Source organism: Bradyrhizobium sp. CW1 (assembly GCF_023100665.1).
GTDB lineage: Bacteria > Pseudomonadota > Alphaproteobacteria > Rhizobiales > Xanthobacteraceae > Bradyrhizobium > Bradyrhizobium canariense_D.
In genome coordinates this window covers 6467890-6482513 of the sequence record NZ_CP064684.1, presented here as the reverse complement: position 1 = coordinate 6482513, position 14624 = coordinate 6467890, and the positions used below count along the sequence as shown (strand labels likewise).

General features: G+C 60.2%; 8 protein-coding genes and 1 pseudogene. 5 read left to right on the top strand and 4 right to left on the bottom strand.

Features of this window, described 5'->3' with window-relative positions; all coding sequences use genetic code 11:
• Positions 1–133 precede the first annotated feature (133 nt).
• The 3 genes from istB to IVB54_RS31410 all read right to left on the bottom strand — a co-directional run bounded on the left by istB (position 134) and on the right by IVB54_RS31410 (position 2961).
• Complete coding sequence (gene istB / locus IVB54_RS31420; RefSeq protein WP_247454818.1) at positions 134–877, bottom strand: IS21-like element helper ATPase IstB; 744 nt, start codon at positions 875–877, stop codon at positions 134–136.
• A gap of 11 nt (positions 878–888) precedes the next feature.
• Entirely contained in the window at positions 889–2421 is a 1533-nt protein-coding gene (gene istA, locus IVB54_RS31415) for an IS21 family transposase (RefSeq protein ID WP_247777530.1), read from the bottom strand.
• A gap of 297 nt (positions 2422–2718) precedes the next feature.
• Complete coding sequence (locus IVB54_RS31410) at positions 2719–2961, bottom strand: Dabb family protein (protein ID WP_247367997.1); 243 nt, start codon at positions 2959–2961, stop codon at positions 2719–2721.
• Positions 2962–5413: 2452 nt separating this feature from the next.
• Here IVB54_RS31410 and panB point away from each other — a divergent pair.
• The 5 genes and pseudogenes from panB to IVB54_RS31385 all read left to right on the top strand — a co-directional run.
• Positions 5414–6286: a 3-methyl-2-oxobutanoate hydroxymethyltransferase gene (gene panB / locus IVB54_RS31405; RefSeq protein WP_018458909.1), complete on the top strand. Its 873-nt coding sequence runs from the start codon at positions 5414–5416 to the stop codon at positions 6284–6286.
• Between the two features lie 14 nt (positions 6287–6300).
• On the top strand, positions 6301–7152 hold the full coding sequence (gene panC / locus IVB54_RS31400) for a pantoate--beta-alanine ligase (RefSeq protein ID WP_247367979.1): 852 nt from the start codon (positions 6301–6303) through the stop codon (positions 7150–7152).
• Between the two features lie 136 nt (positions 7153–7288).
• Positions 7289–7642, top strand: coding sequence for a hypothetical protein (locus tag IVB54_RS31395; protein ID WP_247367982.1), 354 nt, complete (start codon positions 7289–7291; stop codon positions 7640–7642).
• An 807-nt stretch (positions 7643–8449) separates the two neighbouring features.
• On the top strand, positions 8450–9586 hold the full coding sequence (locus tag IVB54_RS31390) for an MFS transporter (protein ID WP_247367985.1): 1137 nt from the start codon (positions 8450–8452) through the stop codon (positions 9584–9586).
• A gap of 1374 nt (positions 9587–10960) precedes the next feature.
• Positions 10961–11068: pseudogene (locus tag IVB54_RS31385) on the top strand (transposase domain-containing protein); the annotation flags it as partial.
• Between the two features lie 318 nt (positions 11069–11386).
• Here IVB54_RS31385 and IVB54_RS31375 read toward each other — a convergent pair.
• Positions 11387–14563 carry a Ulp1 family isopeptidase gene (locus IVB54_RS31375; RefSeq protein ID WP_345956915.1) on the bottom strand — a complete coding sequence of 1059 codons (3177 nt, stop codon included), beginning with the start codon at positions 14561–14563 and terminating at the stop codon, positions 11387–11389.
• Positions 14564–14624 lie beyond the last annotated feature (61 nt).

The following is a 14624-nucleotide window of genomic DNA, read 5'->3' as shown; positions in this document are numbered from 1 at the left end:
GGCATCGGTCAAGCCGCGTGGTCAATCTGGAATCGCGACTTCGACCTGTTTTCTTCTTCTGCGGTTGCTGTGGGCATGTGGGCAACGCGATTGCGTCGTCCAAGCGCAGCGGCATGTCCACAGCGCCACGGGCTCAGGTCTTTCGGGCGGATTGCCGGGTTCGCCGCAGGCTCTCACCGGTGAGGTCGAGCCGATGGGCATTGTGGACGAGACGATCGAGCACGGCGTCGGCATAGGTGGGATCTCCAATGAGCAGATGCCACTGGTCCACGGGGAGCTGGCTGGTGACGATGGTGGAGCGATGACCGTAGCGATCTTCGAGGATTTCCAGGAGGTCGTGACGGGCACCGGCGTCGAGCGGCTCGAGTCCCCAATCATCGAGGATCAGCAGATCGACACGGCCAAGGCCGCGCAACAGGCGTGGATGGCGGCCGTCGCCGCGGGCGAGCGCCAGATCGTCGAACAGTCGCGGGACGCGCTGATAGAGCACAGAGCGATTGTCGCGACAGGCCTTGTGGCCGAGCGCCGAGGCGAGCCAACTCTTGCCGACGCCGGCCGGGCCGCAGATCAGGAGATTGACGTGGTCGTCGATCCAACGGCCCTCGACAAGCTTAGCGAACAGCGGGCGGTCGAGACCGCGCGGGGTGCGGTAGTCGATGTCCTCGACGCACGCCTGCTGGCGCAGCTTTGCGTAGCGCAGGCGGGTGGCGAGCCGTTTGTCGTGCCGCAGCGAGGCTTCACGTTCGAGCAGCAGCGCGAGCCATTCGGCGTGACCGAGGCTTGCGGCCTCACCGGTGGCTTCGATGTCGGCGAAGGCCTTGGCCATGCCATGGAGGCCGAGGGCGTTGAGGCGGTCGAGGGTCGGATGGGTGAGCAAGGGATGATCTCCTAATTGTAGTAGCGCGGTCCGCGGATGTTGGCATGCAGGATCGGCGCATCGTCCGCGGAGCGCTGGTGAGCAGGACGCCGATCGAGATTGTTGGCGAGGATCGACTTGACCGAGCCATAGGTGCGCGCGCCGATGTCGATCGCCCGCGCAGCCGCAGCGTCCAGCCGTTCGCGTCCATAGGAGGCGGCGAGCCTGAGGATGCCGAGACAGGCGCGGAAGCCTTGCTCGGGGTGCGAGCGCTCGTCGAGAATGAGGTCGCACAACGCGCTGGTCGCCGGCCCGATCGCGGCGGCGTCCTGGCGGATACGCGCGATGGTCCAGCCGGCGTAGCGCCGATGGCTGGAGGCCATGTGCTCCGGCACGGTGGTGTGTTTGTGATTGCCGCTCATGCGCTGATGCGCGGCGATCCGCTCGCCCTTGTGGAAGATCTCGACGGTGCGGGCCGTGAACCGCACCTCGACCTCGGCGCGGGCGAAGCGATGCGGAACGCTGTAGTAATGCTTCTCCACCTCGACGTGGTAATCGAGACTGACGCGGCGGATCCGCCACTCGGCGGGGACGTAGGGGGAACCCGGCAATGGCTTGAGCGCCGGCCGGTCGACCTCCTCGAGCAACCGGCGGCGTGTCACGCCTATCCGCCGGATCGGCCGTTCCTCGTTCAGCCTCGTGAGCAGTTCGCCGATCGCCGCATTGACCTCGGCCAGGCTGTAGAAGGTGCGATGACGCAGGCGGCCGAGCAGCCAGCGCTCGACGATGAGGACGGCCTGCTCGACCTTGGCCTTGTCGCGCGGCTTGCGCGGCCGCGCCGGCAAGATGGCGGTGCCGTAATGCGCCGCCATCTCCGCGTAGGTACGATTGATCTGCGGGTCGTACAGGCTCGCCTTAATGACCGCGACCTTGGTGTTGTCGGGCACCAGCAGCGCCGGTATGCCGCCGATCGCCGCGAAGGCGCCAACATGGGCGCTGATCCAGTCGGCGAGCCCCTGCGTCCACGTCGCCTGCGCGTAGGTGAAGCTCGATGCGCCGAGCACGGCGACGAAGATCTGCGCCGTTCTGCGCTCACCGGTAAGGCGGTCGACCACCACCGGCACGCCATCGCCGGCATAGTCGACGAACAACTTGTCGCCGGCCGCATGGGCCTGGCGCATCGTCACCGACAGACGGCCTTCCCAGGCGCGGTAGAGCTCACCGAAGCGCGAGTACCGGTATCCGCCAGGCTCCGCGGCGATATATTCCTCCCACAGGATCGACAGCGTCACGTGCTTGCGTTTGAGCTCGCGGTGCACGCTCGCCCAGTCGGGCTCGGCGATGCGGCGGTGACCCTGACGGTTGCCATTGCCGGTCTTCGCGAACAGGCGAAGTTCCAGAACCGTGTCGGTGACGTCGTCTGGCAACGGCCAGCTCAAGCCCGCGGCCTCGAACCGCCGGAGCGCCAGGCGCACCGTCGAGGGCGCCGCGCCCACCCGTCGCGCAATCTCGCGGCTCGGCAGCCCGGCCGCCTTCATTCTGATCACATCGCGCACACGGCGCATCGCAAGCCTCTCCGTCGGCATCCAGGGTCCCCTTCGCAAAGCGAAAGAGTTGACCCTATGGGAGCCAGAAGAGGCCTCGTCACCCGGGCGACATCATCCCGGAATGGTGGGCGACATCATCTCGGAACGGGTGGGCGACTTCAAATCGGAATGGTGGGCGAGATCATCTCGGAATCCTGGGCGACATCGATCGGAATCCGCAGTCTGTCGCTCAGCGATACATGGCCGATTGTAATCCCGTCCGGCGAAGGCGTGCCTCGTGGGCACCCAAAAACCCCTACGTGCCTGCCAGGTTAATTACGCCCGCGGGTAGGGCCTGCCAAATGGCTCCGCATCTGTTGACATGCTGTAATCGGCCGCGAGACGTAGCTCTCGGAGCGGTCTTACCTGCCGGATCGACTCCTGGTAAAGCTCGTGCGCTTTATAGGCTACCAGTTCGACATCGTCGTCGAATTCACCGTAGACGATCACGTCAATTTCGTTGCCAGGCCGGTCACTCTTGCGGTTGCGAGCGACCTCAAGCCGGCGTGCGTGCGGGATTTTGGCGAGTACGGAAAGGCCGTCGACTATTTTGTCGACATGCGCCTAATCTTTTGCGGTGAAGAATACGATGTGTCGAATCATAGATGACCGTCGGTGATCGCGAACATTCCGGTTTGACTTCGCCCAAAGCGACAGATGCCTCATCGCAAAGTCTGCAAGCCTCGGGCAGCCGTTCAGATGCCACTGCACGGCAGGCGCCCTGCACCATTGCGGTGGCGGGTGTTTAGCTTGCTGTTCTTCCTCCGCTATTACGCAAGGTAGACAATCTCTGAGACGAAATTCTGCATCGAAGTAAGGAACCGCCTGATCATAGTCGCTAGGACAAGTTCAGCAGATGCTTCCGTCGACGGTCATTAGCTTCGCGCGGATCTCGTGCATGAAACGGTCTCACTTGCAGGATCGGCGCATAAGAACTGCAGCAAAATGCGCTCCTTCGTTGAATACAGGCTGGGTCACAAAACAGAAGGGGGAAGGCCGCCGCCAGCCCCTGAAGCGATGACATCGACGCGTGACTTCAAGGTTGATTCCGCTCTTCGGCTGATCACCGCAGAGAGATGATCGTGAAACGACTTTCAATCGCGGAACGTGGCGATAGTCTTAGCCATACATGTCGCCTGGGAGGAGCTTATCGTTTCGGCGCTGCTCGTCGCGAAGTAACGAAGAAGGGTAGTACCTGGTGCACACGCTTGCCTGGAGGCGCTTCCAACGCGCAGCTGCATCGCGCCGGAAGGCTGCGCTGCCTTCCGGAAAGTCGCTGAAATGCTGCTCCGCCTTCGCCAAGTTTTGGAAAAAAATGGCCGCCCGAGGTGCCGCGGTTCTGATCGAGCACTCCTAGACGGCCTTCACTTGGACCGCGTTGCTTGCATGCGCGTGAGAGCCCAACGCGCTGGTACATCGGTGGATGCGATTGCCCAGGGAAGCGCGGCTGCCATTTGCTTGACATCAATACAAGTAATTCGATGGTCTATCCTTAGGCAAAGCCTAGCGGAGGCAAGACATGCGCAATCTGCTGTTTGTCGCTGCTAGCACTTCCCATGCCACTTGGCTTTGTCTCGCCTTCGGGCGTACGTCCTGCGACCGCTTGGCAGGACGCTCTTGTCTGCAAGGACGTATCCGGGGGATCCTGGCAATTGCCAGTTCTCGTTCGGGGACGGACGCCTATTGCGGTATCGACCCGACATACGCATTGGCGCGGCGGGTAGAACGATCGCGCTGACAACCAGTACAAGACGCCACGAAAAGACGCACCAAGGGAATGCGGGGTGTTGTTGACGAAATCGTGTCTTCGACGAATAGTAATGGCCTTTGAACGTGTGCAGCAGAAGCTGCTGACCTCGCAATGGCGGCCGCCGCTTAGATTGCGACCGCACTACTGCGCCTTAACCCCGCTTAGCCCTTTTTGCATCGCATGACTTGGCTGGCCGTGTCAAACTGTCGAGTCTTCGATGGCCTGACGCTTGGGTTGCCACGGCTGCTACGAATTGAGCAGCAAGCCGACGGCAAGCGCACCGGCGCCTCAGGTCAGCGACGCCTCTAAGCGGCTCGCCTGACAAGTCTGTACGGTCGGGTTATCCACACGCCATCGAATTAGCGGCGGCAGACGCGCGTCTTCACGATCTGCTGCGCTGGAAAGCACTCGCTTGCATTTGACGAAGGCGCGGCGGTCACTCCGAGCTCGTTTGAAGGATTTCACCGCGGAATACGCGCAACGCAATTTTCGGCCGACAGGCAGGGGTTCATCGAACTAATCGATCGCGATATGCCGCTACAACAGAGGTGAGCGCGAGGCCTGTTTCGGGAGCTGGAAAGTGCCAAGTATCCCGGGGAAGGGATTGGAGCAGGGCATGGTACGCAATTTCTATCAGCTCTGTATGGGGAAGTAAGTATGCCGGAGCGTTGATGCAGCGCAGCAGGTGTGAGCGGCAACAAATCCTCGGGCTGCAGTTGAACTTGATGAGGCTCGGAAAAGAACTCGCTCCGGTAGAGTATTGCCTCCCTGGGCAGAGCCAGCCAGTCCGACATGCAAGAGATGCGGTTAAGACAACGCCGCAGGCAAATTGCCAGAATGATCGCATCGGCGCGCCCTGAGACCCAGCGTGACGCAACGCGCTTCCAAATGACAATTTGAATCTGGTGAGTTCTTGCTTGATGGTCGCGCGACCATTGGAGTTTTTATGCACGCGCCTACTACTTTGGAGGCGTATGTTTCCCTTTCATGGTTGACAGTTTTCACTCGTCCGCCATAGAAAAAGGGTGGTCCCCCGGGATGCGCGCAATACTCAACTGCTTCGGTCGCAAGAATCGGATTACCGTTCGCCTAGCATATTCGGAGACGCGGGGACTTCGGGAGGGCGGTGGCTTCAAAATCGTAGGCGAGACAGGTGAGATTAAATTGTATCGCTTAGAGCTGCGAAATCGACCTGAGGCCATCTGACGGAACGGATCGAAAATGAGCCACGCTTCGGAAGTATCAGTTGAGCGGATCACGATTCCAATCCTGCAGCGGTGGAAGCAGGAGCGGCGGCGTGTCGCCATGACCACCGCCTACGATGCGGTTACTGCAGGCATCGCTGACCCCATCGTCGACATCATTCTTGTCGGCGACAGTGTTGGCAATGTCTGCCTCGGATTCGACAACACGTTGCCTGTCAGCGTGGCGATGATGAATCATCATCTCGAGGCTGTTGCGCGCACAAGGCCCCGTGCCCTGCTCGTGGCCGATATGCCGTTTCTTAGCTTTCACCTCAGTCCGGAGGAGACGATACGTAACGCCGGAGGATTCCTGCAGCGAGGTGCAGATGCAGTGAAACTCGAGGGCGGGGCCAAGCGCGTGGAAATGGTGCGCGCCCTGGTCGATTGCGAAATTCCCGTCATGGGCCATCTCGGCCTCACCCCGCAGAGCGTCAATATCATGGGCGGATTCAAGGTGCAGGGCCGGAAAGCCGATGACGCTTTGCGGCTGCTTGATGACGCTCACCGTCTGCAGGAGGCCGGATGCTTCGCGTTGGTGCTTGAAGGCATTCCGGCCGAGCTCGCCCAGCGAGCGACCGAATCGCTGTCGATACCAACTATTGGAATAGGCGCGGGTCCCGGGTGCTCGGGCCAAGTGCTCGTATTCCATGACGTGCTGGGGCTGACCGAAGGTCGTCGGGCCAAATTCGTTCGCGCCTATGCAGATGGTTTTCAGCTGTTGCAGGAGGCGCTGTCGCGCTGGGCTACCGATGTCCGCAGTGGAGCGTTCCCGGCGCCGCAAGAGTCCTATCGGCTTCCTGAAAGCCTGGGTGACATCATCGCAAACTGGGCTCCTCCTAAGACAACCTGATGTAAGGTGCTACGATGCAGACGATTACGACGGTCGCTGAGCTTCGTCGTGAACTGGCGAAGGCTTGCAGCGCGGGCAAACGCGTCGGGCTAGTGCCGACAATGGGCTATTTGCACGAGGGCCATCTGGCCCTGGTCAAGGCGAGCCGAGCGCAATGCGACGTCACCGTCGTTAGCATCTTCGTCAATCCGACGCAGTTCGGAGCAAACGAGGATCTCAGCAGCTATCCTCGCGATTTCCTGCGCGATGAAAAATTGTGCCGCGATGCCGGTGTTGCGATTGTCTTCGCGCCGGGTGCACGGGAAGTCTATCCGGCTCAATTCGAGACCTTCGTCGAACCGGGCGAATTGGCGAAGCCACTATGCGGGGCTTTTAGGCCTGGGCATTTTCGCGGCGTCGCAACCGTGGTATGCAAGCTGTTCAACATGGTGCGTCCGGACGTCGTGTTTTTCGGGCAAAAGGATTTTCAGCAATGCGCGGTCGTGCGTCGCATGGCAACTGATCTCAATCTTCCGATCGAGATCGTCACCGTGCCAACCGTTCGGGAACCGGACGGGCTCGCGATGAGCAGTCGCAATCGCAATCTGAGCGAGGAAGAACGTCGGCGAGCCGTTGCCATCAGTCGTGGGCTGTTCGCCGCGGCGGATGAGTTCCGCTCAGGAGTGCGCGAGGTGGATAAGCTGATTGCGATCGCGGAGCGGCATCTTGAGACCGTTGATCGGCTGCAATACCTTGAACTTGTCGATGGTGATACGCTCAAGCGCGCCGCGAGTCCGCTGCGGCTTCCGGCGGCGCTCTGTGCCGCAGCCTACGTCGGTTCGACCCGGCTGATCGACAACGTACTGCTCGCGTTGCCAACTCTGTAGCGCAATTCAGAACCAAATCGACAAACTGTGTTCTTCTTATCTGTTTCGGCGGTCTCGTCGGTGTAACCCTGGAAGTTCCGACGCGGCCGCCCCTCGCGCTTCGCCGCGGCAAGATTTCTAGCCGGGGTAGATCGAAGTGGTCGAAACTAATGCGCACGTAGCCCGCGTCGACCGGGGCTTCCGTAATCAATTCCGACTGAAGATGACGCGCGACTGTCTGGGGCAGCGCGCATTCGCCGATCTTGCACTGATCCTTCTTGAAGGAGAGAATATGCGCGTAACGAAACACCGACACGCGATCCGGACGGAGTTCGATGCATTTGGCGCACCGGATCTAGCACTACAGTTGCAATTTTCGGGTGGTTCTGAATCTATGGGCCACCATCATTCGGGATTTGATGATTGGTGGAGCGTCGGTCGAAGATGCGCGACGCTGTGGGCTTCTTTGTTGCGGCAGACCGAGCAACGGATTCGTCCGCTGTTTACGTAGGAGCGGGTCGCGATCTCGGCGGGGCAGCTTTCTCGATGGAATGTTGGGCAACGAGCGCATCCCTCCCGCACACGGACAAGAATCAATGCCGGTCCATGTGCACAGCCAATTCGATGAAGAAGTCGTCAATGGCGAGCCGTGACGGGGGGCGTTGACAAAGACGATGGGTCTAGCAGGCACACAAGCCTCTGCGTACCTTCGATGATCAACTGTTTATGTCGGCGTCTACATCGCGATGTCGGTTGCCACAAGCTCAGGCTACGCAAGCCCAGAGTAACAGGGTTGCAAACCAATCGCCTCGCATTGAGGCCCATTGCGATCGGCGGACAATTTCATCTCGTCGTCAGCTTTGCGACTGAGCCATATTGATTTGTCGCGGATATGACTACGGAAGGCGAGGCCGCGTTGGCGCGCTGAAGGGCGTCACGGAATCGCAATACGCGGTCTCGAGGCGCACTCGGGTGCTTCGTGCTCCTTCAGTGCGCGACCGCGCTCATCAATCAGCAAGTATCAAGCTTGTTGAGAGCCCCCGACGCTCCATGCCTAGCCGGCACAGTTGCCCGATCGTATCGAGTCGTCACGTGCGTTTTCGCGGTGGCATCGTATTTGCAATCAAAGATGTTGTCGCGGATCGAACTAGAACAGTGACGATCGACGCGATCCGATATCACGCGCTGAACCGTCCGGCATGGCGGATTGCGCCAACAAACGATGTCCTCTCGACCGCCGAACCTGCGCACTCTCTGTCGCTCGGGAGTCCGTCGTTGGTACAGCGCCCGCAGGTCGTCTATCAATAGGGTCCCTGTCATGGCGTCTGCTGGTCAACCATCCTCTCGGTTAGCAACGCGTCTTGCATTCTTCGTTCCCGGCGTTGGCTTCGGGGCCTGGGCCCCGCTCGTACCATTTGCGAAAGACCGGCTGGCGGCCGATGACGGCGTGCTTGGCCTACTACTGCTCTGCCTGGGTGCTGGATCCATCATCGCGATGCTTCTGACCAGTGTTTTGAGCGCCCGCTACGGCGTCAGGCTGATCATTCTTGTGGGTGGGCTTAGTCTCGCGATCGTCCTGCCGTGCCTCACGACAGCTAGCAAGTTGGCGCTCGGCGTCGCGCTTTTCGCCTTAGGCGCCTCGATAGGCTCGATTAGCGTGGCCGCGAACATTCATGCGATGGAGGTGGAGCGCACGGCGGAGTGCCCGCTGATGTCCAGCTTCCACGCTCAATTCAGCATCGGGGGACTTGTGGGGTCTGCAGCCATGACCGCTTTTCTCTCGCTGCAGATTGACGCATTTGTTTCGGCTGTGGTCTGCTCGGGATTGATAGTGATCGCGATCATGCTGGCGTGGCCGCGATTGGTACCAACGGCGCAGGCGGACCAGGGACCGTCGTTCGTTCTGCCGCGTTCCATCGTGCTCCTTCTAGCCGTGATTGCGGCGATCGCCTTCCTTATCGAAGGCGCGATGCTCGATTGGGCTGCCTTGTTGGTCGTCGGCGCTGGTCTTGCTCCAAAGACGCAGGGCGGCTTAGCGTATGTACTGTTCTCCATAGCCATGACGGTGGGACGCCTTGCTGGCGACGCCGTCGTCGAACGGGCGGGGGACCGCGCGACACTTATGTTCGGAAGTCTACTGGCCTTGGCAGGTTTCGGAGCTCTGCTGGCGGCACCGGCGGCCGTCATCGCCATGATCGGCTTGCTGCTCATTGGTCTTGGCCTATCGAATGTCGCCCCGATTCTGTTCCGGCGCGCCGGCACGCAGGAGGCGATGCCCGTTGGTCCGGCGATTGCCGCGATCATGACGGTGGGTTATGCCGGAATTCTCATTGGGCCAGCTGGTATCGGCTTACTGGCCAAGTACGTGGGACTGCCGGCCGCATTTGGGGTCCTAGCCGGGCTCATGTGCCTCGTCGTGCTCTTGGCGCCGATCGCGACGGCGAACACACGGTGAATGCGTTTGAAACGTGAAAGAGCGGCACCCGCGCGCAAGAGAAGCTCCGATCGTGTCTTGTCTCTGATCGAGACGGCAATGAGGTGGCTAGCTGATATCTGCCTGGCGCCGATGATCGGCTACTTTTTGCTGGTCCCAAAGCGGTGCGCTTCTCCGGTAGTGCTTCAGGCCCGGCGATTGGTGGTCCGCGTTCTTACAGAGATCTGCCTTCATGCCTACGATAGGTCGCTTGATGCGCTTGCTGTTCGCCCAATCGTTTCATCCCAGGCTTCTATGCCTATGTGAATCCGCGCTTTCGGCTGTTCGCAAGCTCGAGCGTTCAACCCAATTGCCCAAAGCGGACGTTCGCCGAGCAGGCGTTGATACCTCACGGACTTCGAAATACCGGTATCTGGTATCTCGCAGCCCCTGGACAGGTTTGTGCGGTGGCCTTAATCAATCGAATTCTGCAAGCCCGGTCGATTTGATCATTCTTTCTCGGGACTATCCCGACGTTCGAAGCCGAGACAACCTCGCCAGTGCGGGCGGTGCTCGATAGGGTCGACGAGAGTGAGAAGGACCACGAGATCGGCCTTCGTACGGATCTCGCATGGAAGAGTCTCGAAGTCGGCACCAGAAGAGAAAGCTGGATTGACGCGTACACGACGTGAAGATATTGCAGTTTTTGGTCGGCACGCTTTCTCATGGGCATGGTTGGGTCACTTCGTTCCCTTAGGATGGTGCCACGCTTATCGCAAACCCTGCAGATGAACCGCTCCTTACAACGCGCACGTGTGTCTCTCGCGCCATAATGTTGCTCCGAACGGAGCAAGCCGCGTACCAACTCTTAAAACCAAAGGGTGCAGGCGTGGCCCCTTCTCGGCGCTTTTCCTTGAGCTTGAACGACGGCTGAAAGAAGTTGACGTAGAGTTGCCGCCGAATAGTGACGGCCCATCACGTGCGCCGTGTCGAGGGCAACGAAACGGCCGTAGCCCATCAAGCGACGCACAACGCACCATTCTTCTGCTCGACGAAGGCCTGACCGTTCTTGTTGTAGGCACGCGAGCGCGTCACCCCGAGCTTCGGTTGGCGCACCGCGGCGCGAAGACCTCGTTCATGAACCTGCTGTCGTTGTCGAAGTCCACACCGCGTAGAAGCCAGCGGAACCGGCTCTGTGCGTGTTTCATAGCCTCGACAACCAGCGAGCCATCCCGCCTCACCAACGGCAGGCACTCCGTCCAGCCCGTCGCGAATCGGCCATCGTCATGGTCTGGATGAACGATCCCGCCACCGACGTGCCGCCAGGGGCGGCCATGTCGACCTCGCAGAAGCCCGGCCGCGGGCTGTCCAATTAAACGTCCGGTTCGGAACTTCCCGCCGGATGACGCTCATCATACGGCGCGTCTCAACAACATCGATGCGAAAGCGTGGCTCGCCGACGCCTTCGCGCGCATCGCGGACATGCCACAGAGCTGCCTACACCAGTTGCTGCCGTGGAATTAGACGTCGCTCACGTCGACGTCCTCCGCTCAGCACACGTCAACAGAGTCAATTTCGTCTTCACCATTGGTCGCGTGGCAAAGGACCTCGGCGAGGACGAGGACTGGCTCTGGGATGTGGCCAACGGAGTGGACCCGGTGGGCGGCGTCATCTCGGTTTACAGCATAGGTAACGACGGCTCATGGCGTTCACCGACTCGGCTAACCTGATGGAGCTCATCAGGATGCACAGAGGAACCGAACCCCTCAGGCGTACTGTCCCCGGCTTATCTCGGACGGATACAGTTCAACCAGCTGCACGCGCTATTCAGTTGAAGCCACTTCACCCACTTAGCCGGTTTCGCAGTGCCTGCCGATCGACGACGAGGTAGAGGAGGCTCAGATCTGCGTGCCGTCTTCCCGCGAGCCGTCTGACCAGCGCCCGGGTACCGTCGACCACAAACACTCCGCAATCATAGCCGTTCCCCTGCTGGCGCATGGGGGCATCTCGCAAATCGGCTCCCACCCGCGCTGCGAGCTTTGCTGCAGGTGTGGCATTGTATGCCTTGGCGGAGTCGTAGTATGCCTTGGCGGAGTCGTAATGATAGGCGACCGGCCTGTCGCGATCGCGGCGATCTACCAGCAGCAACGACCAATGGGAGCCGCGGGCATGAAGGTTCGTAGCGCTCGCATCACTCACCGGCAAGAACAGGAAGTCGGCCGTATCGTTGCCATTCCGATCGTTGACAATGCGATGGAATGCGTCCAGGGCGTCGCCGTCCGTACCATGGCCCACCTGAAAGGCGATGAGAGGATCGACGAACCGGGTCCGGGCGGCGAGGTTTGGATTGCTTTGCCGCAACTCCTGCGACAGGAGCTCGTAGTCCCGCTGGATATGCTGATCACCCAGCCATTCCGAGGCTCCGAGCACCCGTCCGCTGCGGTCGCTGGCAGAGGCACTCGCCCTCGAAGCGCCGATCCGGGCATCAGGAACCGAGGATGGGCCAGGGTGATGGATCAGCTGGGCGTCGCGGCGTCCTCGCGGCCCCAACGCAATGGAGTAGGTCTCACCGTTGATAGAGACCGGCTGGGGAGCCATTCGCGAACTCGGCAACAGCATTCTATTGTCCAGTACATCGAGCAGGAAGTCCGGCACCGGCTGTGAGCCATGCTGCCAATCCTCGCCGACGAGATATCCGATATCCTCGAGCTCTTGCGGCGTGCCTGATGAACCGATGAAGAACGGCGGTCTGCCGGCAGGGCTGAGCACCGGCCTTGACTGGGCGTCGTCACGCATTTCCTGCGGTGTGGACGGCAGATCAGTGAAAGAAGCCAAACCGTGGTAGATGTCTGAGGACCGAGCTGGCGCGCCCTCTGGAGTTGGCCACTCGAAGTCGGACGGCACTCGTGGAGACCAGGTTAAGCTCGAGCCGGCCAGGTCCTGCCAACCCGGGCCAACCGGGCCTTGCGCTGCCGGCCACTCACTTGGATCAAAGTCGGACGGCACGTGCGGGGACCAGGTCGAGCTCGACCTGGCCGGTTCCTGCAAGCCAGCCTGCCCAAACGGATCTAGCAGCGGCGGCCACTCACTTTCGGACGGCGGCGTCGGCAAATCTCGCACCCAGGTTGAGGTTGAGTTCGAGCTAGCCCTCTGCTGAGGGAAGGTCACACCCAGCCCTCTGTTCGCCTCAACGAGTTGCAGATACTGCCTGAGCTTCCTGAGACTCAGGCCAAGTTTCCCTTTGGCTTCCGTGAAAGCCCGGTGGTCTGCCTCCAGCGAGCGCCGCTGCTCACTATTGCCGTTGATTCGGCTCGCGATGCTTTCCCTACCCTCTGTGCGGAGCCAATTACTGAAATTGCGTTGGGCCGAAGCAGTATTACGAATTGTTTTTCTTCTCTGTTCGGAAGCTGGGTCGAGGTTTCTCAGCTCTTCCTTGGCCAGGCTCTCGATCAGGCTGGCGTCATCGTCATAAGCACGAAGTCCTTGTTGGGGCTCGAGACCCAGGTATTGTCGAAGGAGATCGAGTGGGGGTGTCTGCTTTGTGGCTTTGCTGTACGCCGCATAATCTGCGCTCAATGACGACTGCTGCTTAGCATTGCCCTCGATACGGTCCATGATGCTCGGCCTGCCCTCTCTTTGAAGCCAATCACTAAAAGAGCGTAGCCTGGAAGCCCTCGCCGAAGCGCAGATTTTCTCCTTGCGAGTCGCGTCGGATCCAAGCTTGGATAGAGCGTCCGTTAAAAAGTCACTGATCGTGGAGACGTCCTTCGGATGAGCCGACAACGTTTCGCGCCCCATCAGGCGGGGCCCGGCACCGACAGCTTGGAGCCCGTCAGCCCCGATCCTGCGGAGATGAGACAATGCCGCGCTGAGGCGGTCACGATCATCGCCGCCAGCTACGAAGTACTCGTTGATGTCGTCGGCGAGCGACCTTGGCTCATTGAATGCCCGAGGAGCCAGGGGCCCCTTGTTCTGCGCTCGGAGCCAACGAGCAAACGCGTTGAGCGCTTGCACATTGCCCTTGATCGTTGCAAGCGGGACCTTTCCAGTCCCGCGGCCTCTGGTACCATCGGGATCTACTCTGTAGTCTTTGACGTTTTCCACGAACTGGCGGATCATCCGCTCGTCTTGGGGGTGCATCGGTTGCTCTCGCGTACCCACCCCAGCTGGAGCAGATATGGGATTTCCAGCCTGGAAATTCTGGAGTGTATCCAAGGCTCCACCCACATAGTTCCTGCTATTGGCGCTCGCCACCTTCTTAAATTCATCTTTATAGGCTGTCAGCAGATCAGCATTGCCAAGCAGGTCGTTCAGAGTGACGCCTTTGGGTTGGAGGAATTCGCTGAACATTCGAAGAGCCATCACATAATTCTCGATCGTCTTCGTTTTACGGTTCGCGCTGCCCAATGCCGTCTTGAACTCTTCAATCAGCGCTAGGTCTGCTTCGGACGGGCGACTGCGCTTTGCAAAGTCGATGCGAAGCTCCGAGTAGACGTCATCAGAGGCTGGGCCGCCGGACCACTTCTCACGGTGATTTCCTCCAAAGACTTTGCTTAACCCTGATTTGACCCGAGAGAACAGTCCACGCGGCTTATTGTCCTTCGTCCGCGCCGTAGGTTGTTCCTCCGAGGGCGCTGCGTAACGCATGCTGCTGAATGGCCTGTCCTGCAAGTCAGACCGGTAATTATTTGCAGGCGAGCCAAGATGAGCGTGCGGAACATCGACACTGTGACGCGTGCTGCTGAACGAATTGTCCCGCAGGTTGTACCTTGGCCGCATTCGCATCGAACCACCAACGTCCGTACGCTGGATGTTTTCATGCGACCGTGCGGCTGAACTGTCGGGGGAACTAACCCCGGAACTCTCCTCAGGAGAGCGGAGTTGCAGCTCGCCCAATTGCTGCTCGAAGCCGGCTTGATCCGCAGGGTCGACGTCGGCCTCTTGCCCCGCACGCTGCAACGCCTGCTGCTCGGCGTACCAGCGCATCCAAGAGTTCGGATCGTTATAGATCGGTTCCACACGACTCTCCTAAGATGAGAAGATTCTTCATAGCTGCCCCGGAGCCACACTCCGGCGCATT

Coding starts and splice junctions, on each gene's coding strand:
- istA (WP_247777530.1), bottom strand. CDS start 2,421: ATGCGCCGTGTGCGCGATGTGATCAGAATGAAGGCGGCCGGGCTGCCG.
- panB (WP_018458909.1), top strand. CDS start 5,414: ATGAGCCACGCTTCGGAAGTATCAGTTGAGCGGATCACGATTCCAATC.
- panC (WP_247367979.1), top strand. CDS start 6,301: ATGCAGACGATTACGACGGTCGCTGAGCTTCGTCGTGAACTGGCGAAG.
- IVB54_RS31390 (WP_247367985.1), top strand. CDS start 8,450: ATGGCGTCTGCTGGTCAACCATCCTCTCGGTTAGCAACGCGTCTTGCA.